Here is a 24,384-nt window from a genome sequence, read left to right as displayed (position 1 = left end):
CTGGTCGCGGAAATCGGGGTGGACATGGTGATCACCGGGGCGGCTGAACTGCTGGCTGCCTGGGAGGCGGGCCTTGGCGAGGCTCCGGTCGGGCGTGCGCTGCTGCTGCACCGCACGGCACGACCGGACGTCGGGGCGGAACGGCTGCCGGCGCTGCCGGTGGGCGAGCGCGAGGCGGACCTGTTCGCGTTGCGCCGGGCGCTGTTCGGCGAGCGGATGCAGGTTCGCCTGGCGTGCGTGGCGTGCGGACAGGACATGGAGTTCGACCTGGACGCCGGGGAGCTCTCCGGGTCACTGGGTGGGCGCGGCGAGTCGGCCCTACGGGTCCAACAGGACGGCTGGGAAGTCGAGTTCAGGCTGCCCGGCGTCGCCGACCTGACGGCGGCGGCCCGGGCGGCGGATCCGCGTACGGCACTGTTCGCGCAATGCCTGGTCTCGGCGGTGCACGACGGGACGGCGGTGACGGCGGGGGAGTTGCCCGCGCCGGTACAGCGCCGGATCGTCGAGGCCGTCGAGGCGGCCGACCCCGGCGCCGACCTGGCGCTCAACGTGGCCTGCCCCGAGTGCGGGCAGGCCACCCGTGCGGAGCTCGACATCGCCTCCTACCTGTGGACCGAACTGGACTCCTGGGCACGGGACGTGCTGCTCGACGTCCATCTGCTCGCCACCGCCTACGGCTGGAGCGAGCCGGAGATCCTGGCGCTCAGCCCGACGCGGCGCCGCTACTACCTGGAGCTGTGTGCGGATGTCTGACTCCGAGACCCCTGAGGGCTCGCCGGACTGCGCCGACTTCTTCGATCGGCTGCTCGCGCGGCACACCGCCCCGCGGCCGGCCGTGGCGCGGGTACGGCCCCGGCTGCCCGGCCCGTTCGAGCGGGTCGAGGCGGTACGGGCCGCCGCGTCGGCACCGGAGGAGGACGCGCTGCTGTGGCCCGCGGCCACGCCGTCGGCCGTTCCGCTGCCGGATGCGCCGTCGCCGACGGCTGTGGCGGAACGGACGCACACGGAACGGGAGCGGACCGTCGTCCGCAGCGAACGGGCGGCCGAACAGCAGGGGCCACGGCCGGCGCCGGTGGTCATGGCCGAGGCGCCGCTGCTGCGGCCCGCCGCGCCACTCGCGCCGCCGCGGACTCCGCCCGAGACCGGGCGGCGTGCGGCGGGCCGGGGGCGTGCGGAGCCGGGAGCCGCACAGTCCGCGGTGTCCGTGCCCGTCCCCCCGGGCCGGGACGCCGTTCCCCACGTCGTATCGGCGGCGCTGCCCCCCAGCGCCGCCGATACGACGGCAACGCGCGACGCCGTACGGCAGGCCGCGGCCCGGCGACCGGCGCGGGCCGTCGAGCAGGTGGTGCAGGTGCAGATCGGGCGGCTCGAAGTGACGGCGGGCGAGGCGCCCGGCGGCGGACGGCCGCGGACGCCCGCCGCGGGCAGGGCCGGGGCGACCTTGAGCCTCACGGAATACCTGGCGCGGGGGCGCGAGTGAACCGCGAACACGGATCAGTACGACGACCAGCAGTCCGAGAGGAACCGAGGAACTGACGCCATGAGCAACGCACTTGCCCTCGCGCATGTCACCCAGGCCCTCGCCCTGCTGCTCGAGTCCAACCTGGGTCCCGAGATCGACATGGCCGTCAAGGTCGAGCCGCGCAAGCCGCCGGCCGACCCGCCGACCGAGCCCACCATCTCCGTGTTCCTCTACCAGGTCACGCCCGACACCTCGCAGCGCAACAACGACCTGCCGACGCGCGCGGCCGACGGCACGCTGGTCAAGCGGCCCGTCGCGGCACTCGACCTGCACTTCCTGATCACCGCGTACGGCGACGAGACGGAACTGGTCGGTCAGCGGCTGATCGGTTCCGTGGTGCGCGCGCTGCACGAGATACCGGTCCTGCCGAAGGACATCATCGAACTCGCCGGTGAGCGGCCGTACTTGGCAGGCAGCAATCTCGCCGAGTCGGCGCAGCGCGTGCGGTTCACTCCGACGGTGATGGACGTCGACGAGACGTCGAAGCTGTGGGGGATGCTCTACCAGACGCCCTACACCCTGTCGGTGGTCTACCAGGCGGCCCTCGTCCTCATCGACGGCCGGGAGACTCCGGTGGCGGGCAAGCCGGTGGAGCGGCCGGAGGTACGGGTGCTGCCGTTCGGGGCGCCGGGCGCGCCGGTCCCTCCGGGGGCGGAACCGACTCCTGATGTGACATCAAATGAGCCTGGTCCAGGCGAGGTTGCGAAAAAGGAGGCCGAACCCCAGGCCCCGAGCGCCAAGAAGGCAGCCAGGACCCCTGCGAAGGCCGTCGCGAAATCCCCGGCCAAGGCCCCGGCACGCACGCGTAAGACAGCGCCGAGGGCCGCCAAGCCCACGCAGGAGTGACACGGCATGGAGACGACGGGGGCAGGTGAGGACATGGGGACGTACGAACAGAGCGCGGCGGACGCCGACCCGGGCAGTGCGACGCTGACCGCGGAGATCCGGCGCGTCCTGGCCCGCGTCGACGCGCATGCGGCACGTGTCACGGAGGAGAGCGGCGGTGCCCCTGGGGCCGAACTCGCCACCGCGCCCGGCGGCCCCGGTAGCGCCCCGCTGGACGCCCTCGTCTCCTGCTTCAGCATCACGCCCTTCGAGCGCGACCTCGTCCTCCTCGCCGCGGCCCACGAGCTGGAACCCACGGCCGCCGCCCGATGTGCCGCCGCCTGCGGTGACCCCGAGCGGGCGTACCCCACCTTCTCGCTCGCGCTGGCCGCGCTGGCCGAGCCGCACTGGAGCGCCCTGACGCCCGTGGCGCCGCTCAGGCGCTGGCGGATCGTCGAGCTGGACGACGAGTCGCGGCTGACGGCCTCCCGGCTGCGCCTCGACGAGCGCATCCTGCACTTCCTGCTGGGCTCGCCCTACCTGGACGCACGGCTGCACGGTCAGTTGCGCCGCACGCCGGCGCCTCAGGAGCTGACGCCGTCGTACGACCTGGCCGCGAGCCGGCTCGCCGAGGGCTGGGCGACGGCGGCGGACTCCGAGGCGCCGCTCGTCGAGGTGACCGGCGGGGACCTGCGCAGCCGGGCCGACCTCGCCGCCGCGGCGGCCGCACGCTCGGGACTCGGGCTCTACTCGATGAGCGCCGAGGACGTGCCGTCCGACCCGGTCGAGCGCGACCGGCTCGCCCGGCTGTGGCAGCGTGAGGCGGTTCTGCTGCCCTCGGCGCTGCTCGTCGAGGTGGGCGAACTGGACCGCGACCAACGGGCGGCGACCGAATCGTTCCTGGCCGGGGCCGCTGTGCCGGTGGTGGTCTCGAGCGAGGATCCGCTGCGTTCGGAGCGGTCGTACGGGGCCCGGGTGGCCGTGCCGCGGCTGGACGACGAGGAACAACTCGGGCTGTGGACGAGCGCGTTCGAGGGAGTGGACCTGGACGAGGGCGAACTCCGGTCCCTGGTCGCCCAGTTCCAGCTGCCGCCGCATGTCGTGCGTTCCGCGGCCACCGCCGTACACCGCCGGCTGCCGCACGAGGACGAGCTGGACGCCGCCGAGCTCGCCTGGCGGGCCGGACTCGACGAGGCGCGGATCGGCATGGACGAGCTGGGGCGGCGGATCGCGCCGCAGGCCGGCTGGGGCGACCTGGTGCTGCACGAGCGGCAGACGAGCGTGCTGCGCGAGATCGTCGCGCATGTGCGGCAGCGGGCAACCGTCCACCAGGAGTGGGGGTTTGCGGCCACCCTGCGCCGCGGCCTCGGCGTGACCGCGATGTTCGCGGGCGGCTCCGGTACCGGCAAGACGCTGGCCGCCGAGGTCATGGCGAAGGAACTCGGCCTCGACCTGTTCGTCATCGACCTCTCGCAGGTGGTCAGCAAGTACATCGGCGAGACCGAGAAGAACCTGCGCCGGGTGTTCGACGCCGCCGAACGCGGCGGTGCCCTGCTCCTGTTCGACGAGGCCGACGCGCTGTTCGGCAAGCGCAGCGAGGTCAAGGACAGCCACGACCGGTACGCCAACCTCGAGGTGAGCTATCTGTTGATGCGGATGGAGGCCTACCGGGGCCTGGCCATCCTCACCACCAACATGAAGAACGCCCTCGACACGGCCTTCCTGCGGCGCATCCGCTTCGTCGTCGACTTCCCCTTCCCGGCCGAGCACGAGCGCGCCGAGATCTGGCGCCGCGTGCTGCCGCCACAGGCCCCGGTGAAGGACATCGACGCGTCGCTGCTCGCCCAGCTCACCGTCGCCGGCGGCTCGATCCGCAACATCGCCCTGTCCGGGGCCTTCTTGGCCGCCGAGGAGGGCGACCGGCTGCAGATGCGGCACATGCTCGCCGCCGCCCGTACCGAGTACCTGAAGCTGGAGCGCTCGCTGACGCCCACGGAGGTGCGCGGATGGGTGTGAATGTCTCACGGGACCACTCGCGGCATCCATCAGGCGGCCACTCCCGGGACCGGGCGCCCTCGGCGATCCGCGTGGAGATCGGGGAGCTGGTGCTCGACGGCTTCCGGGCGGATCCGGAGCGCGTCTCGGCCGCGTTCGAGAGTGAGCTGACCCGGCTGGTCCGGCTGCACGGCGTGCCCCTGGCGGCGGACGGTCCCCTCACGGCCGACGCGCTGTCCGGGCTGCCGCCCCTGCCCGCCGGCCTGTCCGCGCGGCGGCTCGGGCAGGAGCTGGCGCGTGCCGTGCACGAGGGACTGAGCGGTCACGGGGAGGTGAGCCGGTGAGCTCCCGGACCCAGGACGCCGGTGCGGAGCAGTCCGCCGAGCAGCGGCGCCGCAAGCGCAAGGAGCGGGCCGCCAAGTCCCGTGCGCCCGAGCCGAAGAACATCGTCAGCGGCGCCGGGCAGCCCCTCGATCCCGGTCTGCGAAGGGAGTTGGAGGAGCAGCTCGGACACGATCTCGGCCGGGTACGGCTGCACACCGGCCGGAACGCCGGGCGGCTGACCGAGCTGCTCGGGGCGGACGCGGTCGCGGTCGGCCAGGACGTCTTCTTCCGCGAGGGCGCCTACCGGCCCGGCACCGACGAGGGCCGCCGGCTGCTCACCCACGAGCTGCAGCACACGGTGCAGAACCCGCACGGCCTCGGCGCCCTGCGGGCCGGCCGCGAGCTCGGTGCCGTGAGCCTGCCGCAGCAGGCCATCGAGCGGGAGGCGGAAGCAGCTGCTCAGGCGGTCGTTCAGGAGGAGTCCGCCCCGCAGGTCGAGGAGGGGCAGGCCACACCCGGCTGGCTGCGCTACGCCACCGTCGACGCCGACCGGATGCGTGCCGAGGCTGTCGACCCGGCGACCCTCGTGGACCGGCTTGCGGGCAACGTGCTGCGCAGTCTGCGTGGCGACCCCACTGATGCCTCCGGCCGAGTGCGGCTTCAACTGGCGCGGATGTCACAGGAGTTGGAGGACGCGGTTGTCGATCGCCTCGAGAACCGTCTGCTGACACCCGAGTACGACCGTCTCCTGGAGATCGCCGATCAGGCCCGCCCCGGTCCGGTCGAACTCCAGCCCGCCGAGACGCCGTTGCCCGAGATCGACCTCTTCGAAGAGCTCGGCGTCGAACGCACCCAGTGGCAGAAGAAGCAGGAGTCGGACCGCGGATCCGCCGACAAGCGTGCCGCCGACGCCCGCGAGGAACAGCAGGACACCAAGGCCCGCGACGACAAGAGCGGCAGCGACCGCAGCCGGGCCCGCTCGGACGCCGCCACCGAGGAGCAGGACGCCGCCCGGCGCACGGAGCAGGAGGACGAGCGCAACGCCTCCCGGCAGCAGGCGCGCGAGGAGGAACAGCAGGAGGGCGAGCAGGCCGCCACCGACCGCGAGCGCACCGACCAGGCATCCGACGAGCGCGTACAAGGGCAGCAGGAAGGCGCCGAACAGGCCAAGGAAGAGCGCAAGGAGCAGCGCGACCGCGAGGAGGCCGACCCGCGGCAGGCGAGCGCGCCGGGCGCCGACAAGCGCAAGCGGCGCGACGACCAGACCCAGCCGGGAGCCGGGTCGAAGAACGCGGAACCGGACCCGAAGCAGAAGGCCCAGCCCGGCCCCGCACGCCCCGAGAAGGTCGACGAGCGGGCCGGACAGCCCGACTCCGCGTTGTCCGAGCACGGCCTGAACGAGCAGGACGAGGACGGCGGCCCCGACGCCGAGCCGCGCGAGGAGGAACGGCCGCTCGGCCTTGAAGCGGGCGCCGAGCAGGAGGTCACGGGCGGCGAGGACGAGGACGGCCGGGCGCCGGGCGCGCGGGACGAGCCCGCGATCAGACCAGAGGACTACCTGCCCGAGGCCGACCTCGACCTGTCCGCCGTACCGACCGCGGACAAGCTCCGGCCGGGCGCCGCCGAACCGTCGCTGCCTTCCTTCCCCACCCCTCCGCCGACGAAGGCCGAGAAGGCGGAGCAGGAGCGGGAGAAGAACGAAGGAGAGCAGGACGAGGACGAGGCCGGGCCCGAGCCGAAAGCCCCCGGCCAGGACGAGGGGCCCGTCGCGGGCGAGGCCCCGCAGCCCGAGAACGGGCCCGCCGCGCAGGCCCAGGACCGTAACACCAAGGACCTTCAGGAGACCGACAAGCCGCTCGACCAGGAGGTCGGCCCGGATCTCGCGACCCAGGACAAGGAGCGGCCCGAACCCGAGGCCGAGAAGCCCGACCCGGAACAGCAGCAGGAGAGGGAGCAGACCAAGGGACCGGAGGACGAGGGCACCGAGGGGGACGGCGACGACGAGCAGCCGGACGCCAAGGACACGCAGGACGAGCAGAGGGAACACCAGGACCGTACGACCGCGCAGTCCCGGTCGGCCGCGAGCCCGGCGGCAGCCGCGGCGCCCTCCGCGAGTCCGGTGGCGGCGGCCGTGTCCCGGCCCGCCGGCGCGCAGACTCCCAAGACCCCGGTCGAGGACCGTGACCCCTCGCCCGCCGCCCGGCGCGGAGCCGAACCGCCCCGGTCCGAACGCGAGGCGCCGGCGGCCAAGAGCCGGGTGCCCAAGGAGACCGGACCGGGCGCCGTGCCGCGCGGACCCGTGGGCTCCGCGGAGAAGACCGGGCCGACGACCGCTGCCGGACCCGGTGCCGCTCCGTCCGTCGCGCAGGCGGCGGTGAGCCCGGCCGCCGAGCAGACCGACGGGCCCGGCCAGACCGCTGCCGACACGGCCGCGCCCCGGCCCGAGGCGTCCCTGGAGAAGGACGGCGGCGGCTGCGCGCCGCCCGCGCCCGCGCCCGAGAAGGACGAGGGCGGGCAGGGAAGTTGCGGGGGCGGCGGTGGTGAGGCCGCGCCCGAGCAGAAGCAGGAGGAACCGCCGGACGTCTCGGGGCAGGACCCCAAGGCCGCCGTGCAGACCGTGAGCAAGCTGGCGCCCGACCAGGCGGCCGCCGCCATGCCCGGGGTCGACAGGGCCGCGGACAAGAAGATCGGCGAGGAGCAGAAGCGGCTCGACGCGGCCCCGCCGACGCGCGAACGTCCGTCGGGCGCGCCACAGACACGTTCGGCGCCGCCCTCGGCCGCTCCCGCGGCGCCGCAGGTCACCGGCAAGGTGGAGAAGCTCGGTCCGGAGAACCAGGGCGACAAGCAGAAGGCCAAGGGCGGCGACAAGGCCGAGGGCAAGCAGCCCACGGACAACGTGCCTCCGCCGCCCGCCCCCGCCGTGCCCGACAAGGGGCTCAGCGAGTCCGAGGCGAAGAGCGTCGAAGCCGCGGCCGATGCCGTCCCGACCACCGACCCGGAACTCGAGAACAAGACCGTCGGCCCGGCCCCCAAGATCCGTCTTGAGGGCGCCAGCGACCCCAAGCGCACCGACGACCAGGCCAAGGCGCTCAAGGACAAGCAGTCCGACCTGCAGTCGACCGGCCGCGCCGACGCGGCCAAGCCCATGGGCGAGGACCAGATCTTCCCCAACGCGCCCCGTGAACAGCTCACCGGCAAGGCGTCCGGTGGTTCCGGGGGCGGCAAGGGCGGGGCGTTGGAGGCAACGCCCGCGCCGAAGGCCGGCGTGGGGGCGGTGGCCAAACAGGAGAAGGGCTCCGAGATCACCGGCGCCGCCGGTCGGGCGCAGGGTGACCTCGGCTCCAAGGAGAAGCAGCACCAGCAGGGCGAGCAGCAGGCCAAGCAGGACAAGCAGACCGAGATCGATCGCGAGGTCGACCGCAACACCCAGCAGCAGACCACCGAGCGCGGCCGTGTCGCGCGCGAAACGCAGAAGCAGCGCGAGGACTGGCGGACCGAGCAGGACAAGAAGACCGAGGACGCGGACAAGAAGTCCGACGACGAACACGGCAAGAAGAACAAGGAGATCGTCAAGGCGCGCGACGACAAGGACAAGGAGGTCGGCGCGCGCAAGGACAAGGACAACTCGCAGATCGACACCGAGCGTGAGAACGCCGAGAAGGAGGCCAAGAAGAAGAAGGAGGAGAAGAAGCCCTCCGGAGGCCTGTTCGGCTGGATCGCCGACAAGGTCGCCGACTTCTTCAAGGGCCTGCTCGCGGCGGTCACCGCGGTCTTCGACGCCGCCCGCAAGGCCGTCAACGGGATCATCGACACGTTCAAGACGTGGGCCAACCAGGCCATCGACTTCGTACGCGATCTGGCGATCAACGCGATCAACGCGCTCGCCGACGTGCTGATCGCGATCGGGGACGTACTCCTCGCGGCCTTCCCGGAGCTACGGGACCGCTTCCGCAAGGCGATCGAGGGCCTGAGGGACGCGGCGATCGCGAAGGTCAACCAGCTGGCGGACAGCCTGAAGAAGGCGGTCAACACGCTGCTGGACGCGTTGGCGGCCGGCCTGAACAAGCTCCTCGACGTCCTTGAGGCGGGCGTCAAGGCGGTCATCAAGGCCTACCAGGCCGTCATCGTGGGCGCGATCAAGTTCGCGCAGGCGGCGATCGAGGCGCTCGGGAAGTTCGCGGCGCTGGTCGCGGACATCGCGCCCGACCCGGGCGGCTGGATCTCGAAGGCCGGCAGCTCTGCGAAGACCGGCATCACCGACCACCTCTGGGGCGCCATCAAGGTGGCGGTCAAGGGATGGTTCGACACCAAGGTCGAGGGCATCCTCGGCCTCGGCAAAGCAGTGATCGACGTCCTGGTGAAGGGCTGCGTGTCGATCAAACAGATCGGCAAGATGGCCTGGGACGCGATCATCGCCTCCCTCCCGATGATGATCGCGACCCTGGTCATCGAGAAGGTCGTCTCGATGATCGTGCCGGCGGCGGGGGCGATCCTGACGATCGTCCAGGGCCTGATGTCGGCCTGGCAGAGCATCAGCTCCATCCTGTCCGCGTTCTCGAAGTTCTGGGCGTACCTGAAGGCGGTGAAGGCGGGACCGGCGGCCTGCCTGTTCGCGGAGGCGGTCGCTGCCGGTGTCGTGGCCCTGCTGGACCTCATCACCAACTTCCTTCTGCAGAAGCTGGCTTCGGCGACCAAGGGCGTCGGCAAGCGGCTCAAGGGCATGGCCCAAAAGATCATGGACGGCCTGAAGAAGGTGGGGGGCGGGGCGAAGAAGGCGGCGGGGTCGGCGGTGAATTCGGCTCGGGGGGCGATGCGGAGGGCACGGCAGGCATTGGGCCGGCCAGGCACCGAGCGCAGGCCGAAGGGCGAGCCGTCACCGGATCCGAAGTCTCCCGTGAAGCCGAAGGACCACGCCACACCCAAGGGGCCGGCGAAGAAGCCGGATACGGCGGAGACGAGGCCGAAGGAGAAGGAGAAGGCGCCCGAGAAGGAGCAGGGCCCCGCCAAGGACCGGACCCCGGACAAGGAGCAGGCACCGGCCAAGGGAAAGACTCCCGAGTCCGCTCCGAAGAAGAAGCAGAAGGAGATCGAGGGCCCCAAGCCGACTAAGCCAAAGAAGCCCAAGTCCCCGGTCGGCAGGGCCCTCGCGAAGGCCAAGGGTGCGGTCAAGTCCGCCCTGAAGAAGGTCGGCAACGCGGCCAAGACTCTCGGTCGCAAGCTGAAGAAGTCGAAGCTCGGCAAGGCGCTCAAGAACGGTGCGTCGAAGCTGCGGAACTACTTCAAGCGGAAGAAGGACCAGTTCCGCGATCACAAGCGGCGCCGGCAGGAAGAGAAGAGGCGCAAACAGGACCAGCGCAAGAAGGACGAGAAGTCCAAGGAGTCGAAGGAGGCGCGACTCCAGAAGATCGCCACTCGCGTCCGGCCGAAGGTGCGGGCCCTGCTGGACCGGGGGGTGAAGGGGCCGTTCCTGCGCGCCGCGTTGGCTGCGATGCGTACGTGGTATCGGCTGACGAGCCTCGCGACCCGCGGGAGTGAGCAGGGGGCCGTCCAAGCCGTACTCAACCCGGAGGTGGACGCCGGGACCTTCAAGAAGCTCGAGGCAATACGGGAGGCGCAGAGCGCCCTGCAGGAAGAAGAGGCGCAACGGGCGGCCAACCCACCGCGGAACCCCGACGCGCCACCGTTCCAGGTCCAAAGGGGGCGGTCGTTCGCAGACCAGGCCGCGGACTTCGAGGAGTGGGGGAACAGTCTGCCGGGCGTCCATCCCCAACGACGTGTCCTTCATCCGGAGCTCGACGAGGAGAACTCGCCCCGGGCCAAGCATGGCTGGCCCAGCGATCCAGGGGCGGCAATCCTGAACCGGAGCGGCGGAATGGAGCCCTATCAGGACAGAGCCCAGATGGCCGAGGAACAGGGTTGGGGATCCGACTATCTGAACGCTTCGGTCAACGTGAGCGAGGGCCGGCCCGCCGGCGTCCCCAACGGCCTGCTCAGCGAAGTCGTCCACGACCGTGTGCTGCGCGAGTGGAGCGAGAGGATGCGCTCACCGCTCATGGGCATCGCGGGCCGCGGCGAGGCGCGTTGGGGTCTTGAGGGAAGGGACGAGGCTGAGAAGAAGAGCCGTGTGCAGGAGATTCTACGGCGCGGCCTCATGGTTCCGCAGAAGTCGAACTACTCCGCGCAACGAGTCCAGAACGCCCTGAAGATCATGCAGAAGTACCCTCCGGGGACGCGCATGGAGCAGATGAGTCAGAGCGATCTGGAAGAAATGGGCGCGTTCCTGGAGCCGGACGACAAAAACACCTCGGCTGGAAAGACCGCCTACCGGAAGTGGGCCAAGAGTCGAGGTATGGAGGAACCGTCGGAGCACGAGCTGAGCGAGAGTGTGGAAACCCCGCGGAGGAACATGAACCGGTCCGTTCTGTGGCTCGACCGGAGTTCGGCCTACGAGGACATCTTCGTGACGCCGGAAAAAGCGGCCGAGGTGCGTCGGCTCATGGAAGAGGCCAGGAATGAGGATCCGGATCTTGAGAACCAGGTGCCCTCGGTCTGGGTGCCCAGGCGCAGGAATTAGCAAGGAGAAGAGTCGGTGACTGAGGCAGATTGGCTCCGTGGGGATCGCCTTGTGCTTCCCCTGACGGCCACCGAGGACGAGGTGATCACTTTCGCCGAGGCCGCCGGATTTAACGAGGGCCATGAGAGGCGGACCTCTACCGTTTACGAACGGGTCTGGATCATCAGTGGTCCGCTCTATTTCCATTACGTGGACAACACTGAGACCGGAGTCTCCTATGTTCAGGTGACCGGTGACTCTGCCCGGTCGGTGGAACGTTTCACGGGGATCGCCAGAAAATTCTTCTCCCCTCGCGAAGTGCCCGATCTCATGACCGACGTCCGTTCGGCCGAGACGAGCGATGCCAAGGCCTTCGCAGTGGTGCGGCTGGCCACCGGGCTCATGTCCGACCCGCCGCCGGAGGCCATGCGTCTGCTGGAAGAGGCATTCGGCAGTTCCGACCGTGACATCAGGCGTGCGGCAATGCTCTCCGCCCTCTATGTCGACTGGCCGTTCGTCGCTCCCTTTGTGCGGCGCATGCACGAGCACGACGACGAGGAGCCCCTGCGCCAGCAGGCCGGCTACTTCGTCGAAAGGAACGATGAGGCGTCATGACCCGCTACGCAGACATCCCCAAACCCATCCGCTCCGGCATAGTCGTGGTCGACCCCGACCGAGGCACCCCCCAGCGCGTCATCGTGCTGCAGTTCAACCCCGACACCCTGGAGCGCAGCATCGCGCCCCAGACCGCCGGCGACAGCGGCGACGGTGGCGGCGGAGGCAGCGGCGGGGGAGACCGGAACGAGGCGCTGCGTCTCAAGGGCCCCGCCCAGGAGACCTGGAAGTTCACCGCCGAGATCGATGCCACCGACCAGTTGGAGATCGCGGCGCCCGACGGGATCCACCCCCAGCTCGCGACGCTCGAGATGCTCGTGCAGCCCACCACCGCGCAGCTCCGCGCCGCGAGTCGGCTCTCGCAGAAGGGGACCATCGAGATCAGCCCGATCGAGATGCCGTTGACGTTGTTCACGTGGGGGAGCAAGCGCGTCATGCCCGTGCGGCTCACCGAACTGTCCGTCAATGAATCCGCCTTCGATGTGAATCTCAATCCGATTCGGGCCTCGCTGAGCATCGGGATGAAGATCCTCACCGTCAGCGATCTGCCGGCGGGGCATCGCGGGGCCGATCTGTACATGGCCCACCTCGCGCAGAAGGAGCGGCTCGCCGCGGCCGCGCGCGGCGGGAGTCTCGGGGTGCTCGGGCTGCCCGGCGCGGACGTACTGAGCGGAAGGGGCTGAGCAGCACACCATGGCCGACATCGAGCCGTACGAGAGCGCCCTCGGGGCGATACCCGGCGCGCACCCGTACCCACGCACCAGCCGCTACCACGACGCGGAGATCGGCGTGCACCGTCTCCCCGACGGCACCGAAGTGCGGTACGCCAAGCGTCGGTTGCTGCCCGCGCTCGACGCGCAGGAGACGCAGGAACATGTCGTCGGCGCAGGCGAGCGGGCCGATCTGCTCGCCCAGCGGTACTTCGGCGACCCCGGTCAGTGGTGGCGGATCGCCGACGCCAACCCAGCACTCGATCCTCGTGAGTTGACGGACGAGGCCGGGCAGGTCATCGACATCCCCGAGCCCGGGGGACACCGGCGTGTCTGAACAGCCCGTGGGGCAGGGCCCCGTCCACATCACGCTCCTCATGGGGCCGAAGCTCGCCCGCCCCGTGCCGGCCGAGGTGACCGAGGCGTTGCTGTCGGCGCAGATCACGGCCACTGCGGGGGAGCGCAGCGGCTTTCAGATCGCCTTCGACCTCACCAAGACCGGGATCATCAACCAGCGGCTCCTGCCCGAGGGGTTCTTCGATCCCAAGACGCGGCTCATCGTCACCGTCAGCGTCCGGGGGACACCCGATGTTCTCTTCGACGGGCTCATCGTCCGTCAGGAGGTCGGTGCCAGCAATCAGCCCGGACACTCCACCCTCACCGTCACCGGCGAGGACCTGACGCTGCTGATGGACCTGGAGGAGCGCACCGCCCGTTATCCCAATCTGCCGCCCTCCGAGCGCGTCCTCAACATCCTTCGCCGGTACTCCGACTACGGCATCCGGCCCGACGTCTACGCCGAGAAGATCGCCCAGCCGCCTCACCAGGATCTCCGCGTCCACTACCAGACCGGCACCGATCTCCAGTACGTCACTGAGCTGGCAAGGGCCAACGGTTACACCTTCTACCTGGAGCCCGGTCCCAACCCCGGCCAGTCCTCCGCGCGTTGGGGGCCCGAGGTCCGCCTCGGCATCCGCCAGCACGCCCTCAACGTCAACATGGATGCCAACACCACCGTGGACCAACTCACCTTCGCCTACGACGGGACTGCGCGCGAAGAGCCGCAGGCCCGCTGGCAGGACCCAGGGACCCGCGTTTCCACCCTCCTGCCCCAGCCACCGATCAGCCCCCTGCGTCCGCCCCTCGGGCGCCGGCCCACCCCGGCCCTCAAGCGCAAGACCCTCTCCGGGACAGCCAAGCAGCAGCGCGAACAGGCCGAGGCCGAACTCCTCGCCCGGGCCGCCGTGTCCGCCGACGTCGTCTCCGGGTCCGGCTCGCTCGACGTCAACCGGCACGGGTACATCCTGCAACCCCGTCAGCTGGTCGGTGTGCGCGGTTCCGGGCGGGCCTACGACGGCGACTACTACGTCAAGTCCGTCACGCACAACTTGCGCCCGGGCTCGTTCCAGCAGAACTTCACCCTCTCCAGGGAGGGGCTCGAGGCGCGCAGCGACCACGTCCGACCGTAACAACAACCCCTTGATCAGGAGCAGTTCAGCATGGCGGCAGACGGCAATCGCTACCTCGGCAAGTTCCGCGGCCGGGTCGTGGACAACAACGACCCGCTGCGCATCGGCCGCATCACCGTCGAGGTGCCCGACGTCCTCGGTGACGAGGCATCCACCTGGGCGCTTCCGTGCCTGCCGTTCACCGGGCCCGAGGCCGGACAGTTCGTGGTGCCGCCGCCGGGCGCGGGCGTGTGGGTGGAGTTCGAGCAGGGGGATCCCAGTTTCCCTGTGTGGACCGGGTGTTGGTACGGCGCCGCCGAGGAGCTGCCGCCCGACGCGCGGCGCGAGCTGGCGGCGAACTCGCCCAGCAAGCCGGTCGTCGTACAGACGCCGGCCGCGCACAAGCTCGTCATGAGCGACACCGTCGGTGCCGAGCAGGGGATCCTGCTCCAGGCCCAAGGCGGCGCGTACATCCGCATCACCAAGGAAGCCGTGGTCATCGCGACCGGCGCAGGCGCCCAAGTCGTGCTCCGTGGCAACGAAGTAACCATCAACGAGGGCCAGTTGACCGTGCTCTCGAAGCGATAGAAGACGGGGGAAGCACCAAGTGTCCGGGAGTCTGCTCGACGCCGGAGCCGTGATCGGCTGCCCGCACGGCGGCCGGGTCACCGCCGCCACCACACCCTCCGGCGGCGTACGCATCGGGGGCGTGGCCGTCGCGACGGCCACGCACGCGTACGTCGTCACCGGCTGCCCGCACACCGAAGCCGGTGTGCACAAGCCCTGCGTCTCGGTCCGCTGGACCGCCGACGGCGCCGGCATCACGGTCGACGGCGCCCCTGTGCTGCTCGACACCTCCGCGGCCCAGTGCTTCACCGCGGCGTTCGTGCCGCAGGGGCCGCCCGTCGTCCAGGCCGCACAGCGAAAGGTGATCGTCCGATGAGCCAGACGAGCCGGGGAACCCGCCCGCGCAGCGACATCGCGTTCCCCTTCCGCACCGACCGCCGGGGACGCACCGCGCACGCCGGCCACGGCGAGCACGTCCACGACCTGATCGAGCAACTGCTGTTCACCAGCCCCGGCGAGCGGGTGATGCGCCCCGACTTCGGCTGCGGGCTCCTCGACCTGGTCTTCGCCCCGAACACCCCCGAACTCGTCAGCACGCTCGAACTGTCCGTGCAGGCCTCACTCCAGCGCTGGCTCGGCGACCTCATCGACGTGGTGGCCCTCGACGTGGAGAGCGCCGACGACGCCGTACGGGTCTACCTGTCGTACGTCCTGCGCTCCACCGGAACCCGCACGGACGACGTCTTCGAAGGGAGGGCGGCGTGACCACCGGTACCACCACCTCCCGCCGCGGCAAGGTAAGAGCCGCTCAGCTCAATGGAGTCGACTCCGTCGAGGTCAGCGACGACGGGTTGCTGCTGACCGTCATGTTCCTCGGCAAGGCACCGCACGGCCTCGGACCGGAGAACGTCCGGATCGACGGCGGCCGCCGGATCACCGGCATCACCGCCGTCGACGTCAGCGTCGAGCGCGAGGAGGACCCGGAGCTCGACGACCGGTTCTACGTCACCCTCGACCAGGCCGGAGACACCTCGGAATACGTGTTCTCGCTCGTCGAGACCGACCCGTACGGGCGGCCCGGCACCGAGCCCTTCCGCGGTTTCGACCAGCGCTACCACCGCGCGTCCTTCTCCTTCCGGCCCGACTGCCCGACTCCCTTCGACTGCAAGGGCGATGGCGAGGAGGTACCGGACTTCCCGGCCGCTCCCGTCGTCGACTACACGGCCCGCGACTACGACACCATCCGCAAGCTGCTCCTGGACCGGCTCGCGCTCACCACCCCCGACTGGGTCGAGCGCAACCCCGCCGACCTGGGCGTCACCCTTGTCGAGCTGCTCGCGTACACCGGCGACCAGATCAGCTACCAGCAGGACGCGGTGGCCACCGAGGCCTACCTGGACACCGCGCGCCGACGGGTCTCCGTACGCCGGCACGTCCGGCTCATCGACTACGCGCTGCACGACGGCTGCACGGCGCGCGCCTACGTCACCGTCCGGACCGCCGGCGACACCACGCTCGCCCCGGGCACCTTCCGCTTCGCCTCCGTCGACGTCCGCACCCTCGACCCGCACGACCGCCCCGAACCGGGCACCGTGATCGACGAGAACGACCTCGGCGACCTGGACGAGCGCGGCTCGGTGGAGGTCTTCGAACCGGTCGTCGCCGCGGACCCGCTGGAGCTGAAGGCCGCGCACAACACGATCCGCCTGTGGACCTGGGGCGGCGAGGTGTGCGCCCTGCCCCAGGGCGCCACCGCCGCCACCCTGCGCGACGAGTGGGACGACCCGGAGACCTGCCGGGACCGTCAACTCGGTCTGAATCCAGGTGACTTGCTCGTACTCGAAGAGGTGAAGGGCCCGCGCACCGGCACCCCCGGAGACCAGGACCCGGGCCACCGTCAGGCCGTGCGCCTCACCTCCGTCACCCCGGCCGTCGACCGCATCGAGGACCAGCCGGTCCTGGAGGTCACCTGGGCCGCCGAGGACGCCCTGCACTTCCCGCTCTGTCTCACCACGCGCGGCGGCCGCGACTGCCTGCCCGTCGAGGACGTGACCGTGGCCCGCGGCAATGTCGTTCTTGTCGACCACGGCCGCACCCTCGCCGGACTCCCGCAGACGGCCACCGTGCCGCCCGAGCCCGCCGTCGTCGCGCCCTGCGAGCCCGCCTTCGGCTGCCACGACCGGGACGAGGGCAACGCGCCGGCCCGGCTCGTCAACTCCCTCACGGACCTGACGGAGAGCGGGCGAGCACTCGTACCCGACGACGTCCGCGAACTGTTCGAGGTCGTGGGCGAGGGGGCGACCGTGCGCGCCGGACTCGGTCTGGAACGCGCCGGGCAGCGGCACGAACGCGTGGTACCCGGCACGGCGTACGCCCAGGCGATCGCCCTGCGCACCCTGCTCGCGCAGTCCGTCTACCCGGGCATCGCACCCCGCTTCCGCCCGGTGCTCGGACGTTCACCGGTCGTCCAGGCGGTGCCGTTCCCGGAGGCGCGGACCGTGGCCGCCGGGCAGGCCGAGCGGATCGCCGCGATCCCCGGGCGGGTGCGGCAGCGGCTCGTCGAGCTGTGGCGCAGCGCCCGCGACCGTGACGGGCTCGCCGCTGCGGAGATCGACGAACTCACCCTGATCTACGGCCTGAAGGTCGTCGAGCGGTTCGAGCTCCGTACGCATCCCGTCCGTGCCCTGCGCGAACTCCTTCACAAGAACGACGAGTTGCTCGACACCAAGATCCGGCGCGTGGAGATTCTCGCCTCCCGCGCCCGCGCGGGCACGGTCCTCGACGGGCACATCGCCTGGGAGATCGCCCACAGTTGGGGTCCGGACTACGCGGCCGGGCTGCACCCGGACGAGCCCGTGCTGCGCGGATCCGCGACCGCCGCGCTCGGCCAGGACCCGCGCACGGCCCTGCCCGCCGTACGTGTCGAGGACGGCGACCTGACCTGGGCGCCCCGCCACGACCTGTTGCACAGTGGCCCCCGCGACCGGCACTTCGTCGGCGAACTGGAGGACGACGGTCGCCTCGCCCTGCGCTTCGGCGACGGGCGGCACGGCGCGAAGCCCACGCCGGGCAGCCGGCTCGCCCTGCACCACCGGCTCGGCGGCGGCATCGCGGGCAACGTCGGCGCGGAGGCCATCAACCACCTGGTCGTCCAGAGCGACTGCGCCCATCCGCCGGCCGCCGCGGTCCGCAACCCGCTGCCCGCCACCGGCGGCGTCGAGCCCGAACCCGTCGAACAGGCCCGCCAGTTGGCCCCGCTCGACCTGCGTCGCACCCGCCTGCGCGCGATCACGGCGGAGGACTACGCCGCGCTCGCAGCGGAACTGCCCGGCGTGCAGCGCGCCGCCGCGGAGATCCGCTGGACCGGCAGCGTCCAGGAGGCCCACGTCGCGATCGACGCGCACGGCAGCGCGGAGCCGTCGGCCGAGCTGCTCGCCCGGGCCGAGCAGTCCCTGGAGGCCTACCGGCGCATCGGCCACGACCTGGTGGTCGGTCCCGCCCGCCTGGTGCCCCTCGACATCGCGCTGAGCGTGTGCGCCGCGCCCGGCCATCAGCACGGGCAGATCCTGGCCGAGCTGTACCGGGTGCTGGGCAGCGGCCGCCTCGCGGGCGGCCGGCTCGGGTTCTTCCACCCCGACGCGCTGACCTTCGGCGAACCCGTGCGGCTCAGCCGTCTGGTCGCCGTCGCCGCCGCCGTACCGGGCGTGCAGAGCGCCCAAGTCGTCCGGCTGCGGCGACTGTTCGAACAGGATCGAGGAGAGAGGGAGGACGGCGTGCTGCGGCTCGGCCCGCTGGAGATCGCCACCTGCGACAACGACCCGGACCGGCCGGAGAACGGCCTGCTGGCGATATCCCTGGGAGGTGCCCGATGAGCCAGGCCTGTTCCTGCGGGGGCGCGTGCGGCGGCCACGACGAGCGTCTCGCGCCCGCCCCGCTGCACAACCCGCCCGGCCGCACCGCCCTCGACTACCGCGTCGGCGAGTACGGCTCGTTCCTGGCCGCCCTGCTGGACCGGCTCGCCTCACCGGCGTACCCGGCGCTCGGCGGCCTGACCGTCCGCACCCCCGACGACCCGGCGATCGGCCTCCTCGACGCCACCGCCGTCCTCGGCGACCTGCTCACCTTCCACTCGGAGCGAATCGCCGACGAGGCATACATCCGTACGGCCGGCGAGCACCGCTCGCTGGTCCTGCTGGGGCGCCTCGTCGGCCACCGCCCCCGGCCCGGCGTCGCCGCCGCCACCCACCTCGCGTACACCCTCGAACGCGACCCGCGTGCCGAGGCGCTGCCCGTGCTGATCCCGCGCGGCGCGCGCACCCACGGCGTGCCCGCCTCCGCGGACGAGGAGTCCGTGACTTTCGAGACCAGCCGGGACCTCACGGCCCGCTGGGACTGGAACGAACTGAAGGTGCGCAGGCGCCGACCGTCCCTGGTCACTCCGGAGGATCTGGAGCGGCGCTCCGAGCTCTTCGTCGAGGGCACCGCGAACTCCCTGCAGACCGGCGATCAGTTGCTCTTCGTCTTCGGCGAACAGGCAGGCGGTCGACGGAAGTTGCTGCCCGTCGCAGGCGTGCGCATCGACCGGGACGACGACACTACGGCGATCTCCCTGCAGAAGTCGGCACCGCCCACGCTGAAGGAGCTGGTCGACGAGGTGCGGCGGTGGACCGCCGAGCCTGCGGCCCCCGGCGAGCCCGGCGACGAGCCGCCCACGCCCGAGGTGCCCAACCCGCGCCCGGTCAGCCGGCTGATCGAGGACTTCGAGGACCAGGTTCTGGCGCCGCTCCGTGCGGCTCTGGACGACGTGAAGACCCCCGAGAGCCTCGCGGCCGCCCTCGCCGAGCCTGTCGCCCGCCTCGGCGAGGCGCAGGTGCTGGCCACTGGGTGGGAGGACGTGGCGGCCTGGTTCGAGCAGCTGGAGGCGGTGCTGGCGGAACTTGCCGAGCGCGCACTGGAGTTGGCGCCCGCGCGGACCGCCGGGACCCCGGTGGCCGCCAAGGCGAAGAGCACCGCCGACCCGCGCGATGCCGCCTTCCGTACCTTGGCGGCCGTCCTCCCCGCCCTCCGCGCCCAGACCCCTGCCCCGCCCTCCGGCGCCGGCTCCCAGCGCCCCGGCACGGACACGGCCCGCCTCCTCGCGGCCCTCAACCCCGGCCTCACCGGCCTCTACCCGGCCTGGCGCAAGGCGGGGGCCGCCGCCCCCGGCGGCGCGCAACTCCTGCGCGACCTGCTCGCGATGCGGGTCACCGCGTCCCCCTTCGGCGCCACGGCCCCGCTCAAGCCCGTCCAGGACGACAGGGGCCGGGTCATCCGCAGCGCGGACTGGCCGCTCACGGGGGCCGTGCTGACCAGCATGCGGGTCGTCCACGACACCGCGGGCAAGGCGCCGATCCGGGCGGAGTTCCAGTACGTCGAGGGCAACGGCTCCGACCAGCGGGCAGTGCCGCTGCCCGTCACCCGGCAGGTCACCTTCGCGCTGGGACCCGGCCAGGTCGACCTGTCGACGCGCTCCGCCCAGGACCGCGACCTGAGCTGGCTCGTTCGCCGCCCCGCCGACTCCCAAGAGCCGGGCGTCACCGTGCGCCTCCGCGACGGTCTGCCCGAATGCACCCTGTTCGTATCCCGTCCGGACCAGGACCGCCTGATCCACGTCGGCATCAACAACGGCACCGCACAGGAGCTCTCCCTGCGGCCCGGCGCCACCGAGCAGTTCACCCACGGCGCGTACGAGGTGAGCCTGCGCTACACGGTGGGCAGCACCGAGCCCAACGTCGAGGTCGTCATTGCCGGCAAGCCCGCGCCCGTCAACCGGCGCGTGCTCCAACTCGACACCGTGCACACCGGCATCACGGTCGGCAGCTGGGTCGCGATCCAGCGCCCCGCCAAGGGAGCCCAGGACGGCATCCCCGGCGACGCCGAGCTGGCGTTCGTCACCACCCAGGTCGTGGCCGCGCGTACGGCGGCGTACACCAACTACGGGATCACCGGCCGCGGCACCGAACTCACCCTCGCCGACCCCTGGCTGGACGAGTTCGATGTCCTGCTGTCGCACATCCGCGACACCACCGTGTACGCGGCGGGCGAGCCGCTGCGCCCGGCCGACGAGCCGCTCGGCGAGGAGGTCCACGGCAACGGGATCGAGCTCGCCGAGCTGTACGACGGGTTGCGCGCCGGACGCACGCTCATCGTGACCGGCGAGCGCAGCGACATCCCCGGTACGGCCGGCGTCACGGCCGCCGAGGTCGTGACGATCGCCGCCGCAGACCAGACAGTGGATCCGCAGTTGCCCGGCGACCGCGTCCACACCCACCTCACCCTGACCACCGACCTCGCCCACCGCTACCGCCGCGAGACGGTCCGCATCCTCGGGAACGTCGTCGAGGCCACGCACGGCGAGAGCCGGGAGGAGGCCATCGGCAGCGGCGACTCGGACCGCGTCAACCAGACGTTCGCCCTGTGGCAGTCCCCGCTGACCTGGCTCGCCGACGACAACCCCCTCGGCGCCACACCGGTGCTGGAGATCCGGGTCGACGGCGTCCTGTGGCACGAGGTCGACAGCCTTGCCGGACGCGGCCCGCGCGAGCGGATCTACATCACCGGCACCGCCTCCGACGGCCGGACGACGGTCACCTTCGGCGACGGCGTGCACGGGGCCCGGCTGCCCAGTGGTCACGAGAACGTCCACGCCCGCTACCGCTTCGGCACCGGCAAGGCCGCCAACGTCCCCGCCGACCGGCTCACCCAGCCCCTCACCCGCCCGCTCGGTGTCACCGCCGTCACCAACCTGCGCCCGGCCACGGGCGGCGCCGACGCGGACGGCCCGGGCCTGACCCGCCGGACGATCCCGCTTGCCGTCTCCGCCCTCGACCGTCTCGTCTCGGCGGCCGACTACGAGGACTTCGCCCGCTCCCGCGCCGGTATCGGCCGGGCCGCCGCACGCGAACTCTTCGACGGGCGGCGGCGCGTTCTGCACGTGACGGTCGCGGGCACCGACGACGTACCCCTGGACGGCGGCTCGGACACCCTGCGCGCCCTGCGCGGGGCCCTCACCGAGTACGGAGACGCCAACCTGCCCGTCCGTGTGGACGTGCGCGAACTGGTCCTGCTGCTCGTCGCCGCCAAGGTGAAGGTCGCTCCGGACTACGCCTGGGAATTCGTCGAACCACGGCTGCGGCAGGCGCTGCTGCGCCGACTCGGGTACGAGGGGCGCGAGTTGGGGCAGCCTGCCCGGCTCTCCGACGTCCTCGCCGCGGCCCACACGGTGCCGGGTGTCGACTACGTCGACGTCGACGTCTTCAACGGCGTCCCCGCGTCCGCCACCCCGGAAGAGCTCGCCGCGCTGCTCACCGACCCCGGCGCACCGCGGTCGAGTGTTCCCGCGCACGAGGCGACGTACGACGAGAAGATCCACACCGTCCGCGACGCCGACGGCGAGACCCTGTCGGCGGTCTGCGCGCGCTACGGCATCCCGCTCGCCGAACTCCTGCGCCTCAACCCCGACATCACCGACACCCGGCGCCTGGCGAAGGGCCGGTCGGTGTTCGTCTTCCGCGGCATCCGCCCGGCGCAGCTCGCCCTGCTGTCGCCGCGTGCCGCAGACACGCTGATACTCACGGAGGTCAAGTGATGGCCACGAACGCGGCGAACTCGACGGACGTCCAGTTCGACACGGCAGCCCCCGCGGCATCGCGGGAACCCGACGGCCTCGCCGCCCTGCTGCCCCGCTGGCATCTCCTGCGCGACGCCGAGGAGGGCGAGCCGCTGCGCGCGCTGCTCGCGGTCATCGCCGAGCAGCTCGACCGGGTCCGCGACGGCGTCGAGCAGGGCTACGAGGACCTGTTCGTGGAGACGGCGGCCCCCTGGGCACTGCCGTACCTCGGCGACCTGGTCGGCTACCGCACCCTGCCGGGCTACGAACGCGTCCTCACCACGGGCCTGCACGAGGGCGGGCGTGCCGCGCTGGCCGACGCCGTCGCGCCACGCGCGGACGTGGCTGCCACCGTCGCCAACCGGCGCCGCAAGGGAACGCTGCACCTGCTGGAGGAGATCTCCGAGCAGGTCGCAGACTGGCCCGCGCGGGCCGTCGAGCTGTCGCGGCTGGTCGCTCACCACCAGTCGGTGAAGCTGTTTCGGGAAACGGCCGCGGAGAGGGGGCGTCTCCTCGACCTCCGGGACGGCTCTGCGCTCGCGCTCGCCGGCGGCCCCTTCGACAGCACTGCCCGCACCGTCGACATCCGTCGTGCCAACTCGCCCAAAAAGCAGGGTGGTTGGACCCCGACGGGAGTCGGCCTCTTCGTCTGGCGGCTCAAGGCGTACTCGCTGACGTCCTCTCCGGCGTACTGCATCGACCGCGCCCGCAACCTCTACACGTTCTCGATCCTCGGCAGTGACAGCCCCCTGGTCACCAAGCCGGTCCCGGAACCGTCGCCGACCCACATCGCCACGGTCGACAACGTCCCCGCGTTCATCACCCGCCGCCTGCTCCACGACCGTCTCCTCGACTACTACGGTCCCGGCAAGAGCTTCGTCATCCGGCGCGACGGCGAGGACAAGCCCGTACCGCCCTCGGACATCGTGGTCACCGACCTGTCCGACTGGCGCTACCGCCCGGGCCGCGGGCAGGTCGCCGTCGACCCCGAGCTCGGGCGGATCGCGTTCGGGGCGCGGTCGGCGCCCCGGCAGGGCGTGTGGGTGGACTACCACTACGCGTCCGGCGCCGACATGGGCGGCGGCGAGTACGAGCGGCCCGACCGGGTGGACCGGCCCGACGCCGCCTTCTACCGGGTCGGCCCGGGACAGCCGTACCGGCAGATCATGGACGCGTACCGGGCCTGGCAGCACGACCGTCGTGCGGACCGCACCGGGCCCGACGGCATCATCGAGATCACGCACAGCGGCGCCTACCAGGAGCAGCTGGACTTCGACCTCGACCCCGGCGACCGGCTGGAGCTCCGGGCGGCCGAGGGCGCGCGGCCGGTGATGCGCCTGCTCGACTGGTACAGCAACCGGCCCGACGCCCTCAACATCCGTGCCGTGGCGGACGATTGCGCCCCGCACGCGCGGCCGCGCATCGTCCTCGACGGGCTGCTGGTCGCGGGGCGCGGCATCAACGTCACCGGGCCGATGGGAGCCGTCGTCGTACGGCACACCACCCTCGTACCCGGCTGGTCACTGGAGCCCGAGTGCGAGCCGCACTCGCCCGACGAGCCCAGCATCGTCCTGGACCGCACCACCGCCTGCCTCCAGATCGAGCACAGCGTCCTCGGCACCATCGAGGTCATCGGCGACGAGGTCGGCGAGGACCCCCTCGACATCCACCTCCGCGACAGCGTCCTGGACGCCACCGGACACGACCGCGAGGCCCTGTCCGCCCCGGACTGCCGCCTCGCCCACGCCGTGCTGCACGCGCACCGCGCGACCGTCATCGGCGAAGTCCACACGCACGCGGTGGAGATCGCCGAGAACTCGGTCTTCACCGGCAAGCTGCGGGTGGCCCGGCGCGGCATCGGCTGCCTGCGGTACTCGTACGTCCCGACCGGCTCGCGCACGCCACGACGACACCGCTGCCAGCCCGATCTCACCCCCGGCGTACAGCCGTTGTTCGCCGCCGTGCGTTACGGGACCCCCTGGTACGCGCAGTTGGCCGACGCCTGCCCCGAGGTGATCCGGCGCGGCGCGGACGACGGCGCCGAGATGGGCGCCTTCCACGACCTGTACCGGCCGCAGCGCGAGGACGGTCTGCGCGCACGGCTCGCGGACCACACGCCCGCGGGCACGGACGCCGGAATCTTCTTCGTGACATGAGCAGTGCCGCCGTACGACCCA

Annotated in this window: 16 protein-coding genes; all 16 read left to right on the top strand. The window is 71.7% G+C overall.

What is annotated here, in order from left to right; all coding sequences use genetic code 11:
- The first annotated feature begins 24 nt into the window (after positions 1 to 24).
- Genes OG574_RS14855 through OG574_RS14780 form a run of 16 tightly spaced genes read left to right on the top strand, consistent with a single transcriptional unit; the run spans position 25 to position 24,363 of the window.
- Positions 25 to 753: a T4 family baseplate hub assembly chaperone gene (locus OG574_RS14855; protein WP_326778493.1), complete on the top strand. Its 729-nt coding sequence runs from the start codon at positions 25 to 27 to the stop codon at positions 751 to 753.
- On the top strand, positions 746 to 1,480 hold the full coding sequence (locus OG574_RS14850) for a hypothetical protein (RefSeq protein ID WP_326773636.1): 735 nt from the start codon (positions 746 to 748) through the stop codon (positions 1,478 to 1,480). The genes OG574_RS14855 and OG574_RS14850 overlap by 8 nt, the downstream gene beginning before the upstream one ends.
- Before the next feature lie 60 nt (positions 1,481 to 1,540).
- Positions 1,541 to 2,368 (top strand): DUF4255 domain-containing protein, encoded by an 828-nt coding sequence (locus OG574_RS14845; protein ID WP_326773635.1) that lies wholly within the window; start codon positions 1,541 to 1,543, stop codon positions 2,366 to 2,368.
- A 33-nt stretch (positions 2,369 to 2,401) separates the two neighbouring features.
- Positions 2,402 to 4,363, top strand: a complete 1,962-nt coding sequence (locus tag OG574_RS14840) for an ATP-binding protein (protein ID WP_326778492.1) — start codon at positions 2,402 to 2,404, stop codon at positions 4,361 to 4,363.
- A complete protein-coding gene (locus OG574_RS14835) occupies positions 4,354 to 4,686 on the top strand; it encodes a hypothetical protein (protein WP_326773634.1) in 333 nt (110 codons plus the stop codon). Before OG574_RS14840 ends, OG574_RS14835 begins: the two co-directional genes overlap by 10 nt.
- Positions 4,683 to 11,240: an eCIS core domain-containing protein gene (locus OG574_RS14830; protein ID WP_326773633.1), complete on the top strand. Its 6,558-nt coding sequence runs from the start codon at positions 4,683 to 4,685 to the stop codon at positions 11,238 to 11,240. The genes OG574_RS14835 and OG574_RS14830 overlap by 4 nt, the downstream gene beginning before the upstream one ends.
- 15 nt (positions 11,241 to 11,255) lie before the next feature.
- The gene (locus tag OG574_RS14825; protein ID WP_326773632.1) at positions 11,256 to 11,834 is read left to right on the top strand and encodes a hypothetical protein; all 579 of its coding nucleotides are present in this window, start codon (positions 11,256 to 11,258) and stop codon (positions 11,832 to 11,834) included.
- The gene (locus OG574_RS14820; protein ID WP_326773631.1) at positions 11,831 to 12,517 is read left to right on the top strand and encodes a hypothetical protein; all 687 of its coding nucleotides are present in this window, start codon (positions 11,831 to 11,833) and stop codon (positions 12,515 to 12,517) included. Before OG574_RS14825 ends, OG574_RS14820 begins: the two co-directional genes overlap by 4 nt.
- A gap of 10 nt (positions 12,518 to 12,527) precedes the next feature.
- Entirely contained in the window at positions 12,528 to 12,881 is a 354-nt protein-coding gene (locus OG574_RS14815) for a LysM peptidoglycan-binding domain-containing protein (RefSeq protein WP_326773630.1), read from the top strand.
- Complete coding sequence (locus OG574_RS14810) at positions 12,874 to 14,013, top strand: hypothetical protein (RefSeq protein WP_326773629.1); 1,140 nt, start codon at positions 12,874 to 12,876, stop codon at positions 14,011 to 14,013. Before OG574_RS14815 ends, OG574_RS14810 begins: the two co-directional genes overlap by 8 nt.
- Before the next feature lie 30 nt (positions 14,014 to 14,043).
- Positions 14,044 to 14,580, top strand: coding sequence for a phage baseplate assembly protein V (locus tag OG574_RS14805; protein ID WP_326773628.1), 537 nt, complete (start codon positions 14,044 to 14,046; stop codon positions 14,578 to 14,580).
- Positions 14,581 to 14,599: 19 nt separating this feature from the next.
- Entirely contained in the window at positions 14,600 to 14,935 is a 336-nt protein-coding gene (locus OG574_RS14800) for a hypothetical protein (protein WP_100591284.1), read from the top strand.
- Positions 14,932 to 15,324, top strand: coding sequence for a GPW/gp25 family protein (locus tag OG574_RS14795; protein ID WP_326773627.1), 393 nt, complete (start codon positions 14,932 to 14,934; stop codon positions 15,322 to 15,324). Before OG574_RS14800 ends, OG574_RS14795 begins: the two co-directional genes overlap by 4 nt.
- Complete coding sequence (locus OG574_RS14790; protein WP_326773626.1) at positions 15,321 to 18,431, top strand: putative baseplate assembly protein; 3,111 nt, start codon at positions 15,321 to 15,323, stop codon at positions 18,429 to 18,431. Before OG574_RS14795 ends, OG574_RS14790 begins: the two co-directional genes overlap by 4 nt.
- A complete protein-coding gene (locus tag OG574_RS14785; RefSeq protein WP_326773625.1) occupies positions 18,428 to 22,186 on the top strand; it encodes a putative baseplate assembly protein in 3,759 nt (1,252 codons plus the stop codon). The genes OG574_RS14790 and OG574_RS14785 overlap by 4 nt, the downstream gene beginning before the upstream one ends.
- Positions 22,186 to 24,363, top strand: coding sequence for a hypothetical protein (locus OG574_RS14780; protein ID WP_326773624.1), 2,178 nt, complete (start codon positions 22,186 to 22,188; stop codon positions 24,361 to 24,363). The genes OG574_RS14785 and OG574_RS14780 overlap by 1 nt, the downstream gene beginning before the upstream one ends.
- Positions 24,364 to 24,384 lie beyond the last annotated feature (21 nt).

Origin of the sequence: Streptomyces sp. NBC_01445, from assembly GCF_035918235.1 — a bacterium.
GTDB lineage: Bacteria > Actinomycetota > Actinomycetes > Streptomycetales > Streptomycetaceae > Streptomyces.
This window is presented reverse-complemented; position numbering and strand designations above follow the sequence as displayed.

Bases quoted from the DNA above. Each gene is read 5' to 3' on its own strand.
- OG574_RS14835 (WP_326773634.1), top strand. From the start codon at position 4,354: ATGGGTGTGAATGTCTCACGGGACCACTCGCGGCATCCATCAGGCGGC.
- OG574_RS14795 (WP_326773627.1), top strand. From the start codon at position 14,932: ATGAGCCAGACGAGCCGGGGAACCCGCCCGCGCAGCGACATCGCGTTC.
- OG574_RS14815 (WP_326773630.1), top strand. From the start codon at position 12,528: ATGGCCGACATCGAGCCGTACGAGAGCGCCCTCGGGGCGATACCCGGC.
- OG574_RS14840 (WP_326778492.1), top strand. From the start codon at position 2,402: ATGGGGACGTACGAACAGAGCGCGGCGGACGCCGACCCGGGCAGTGCG.
- OG574_RS14780 (WP_326773624.1), top strand. From the start codon at position 22,186: ATGGCCACGAACGCGGCGAACTCGACGGACGTCCAGTTCGACACGGCA.
- OG574_RS14850 (WP_326773636.1), top strand. From the start codon at position 746: ATGTCTGACTCCGAGACCCCTGAGGGCTCGCCGGACTGCGCCGACTTC.
- OG574_RS14855 (WP_326778493.1), top strand. From the start codon at position 25: ATGGTGATCACCGGGGCGGCTGAACTGCTGGCTGCCTGGGAGGCGGGC.
- OG574_RS14845 (WP_326773635.1), top strand. From the start codon at position 1,541: ATGAGCAACGCACTTGCCCTCGCGCATGTCACCCAGGCCCTCGCCCTG.
- OG574_RS14785 (WP_326773625.1), top strand. From the start codon at position 18,428: ATGAGCCAGGCCTGTTCCTGCGGGGGCGCGTGCGGCGGCCACGACGAG.
- OG574_RS14820 (WP_326773631.1), top strand. From the start codon at position 11,831: ATGACCCGCTACGCAGACATCCCCAAACCCATCCGCTCCGGCATAGTC.
- OG574_RS14805 (WP_326773628.1), top strand. From the start codon at position 14,044: ATGGCGGCAGACGGCAATCGCTACCTCGGCAAGTTCCGCGGCCGGGTC.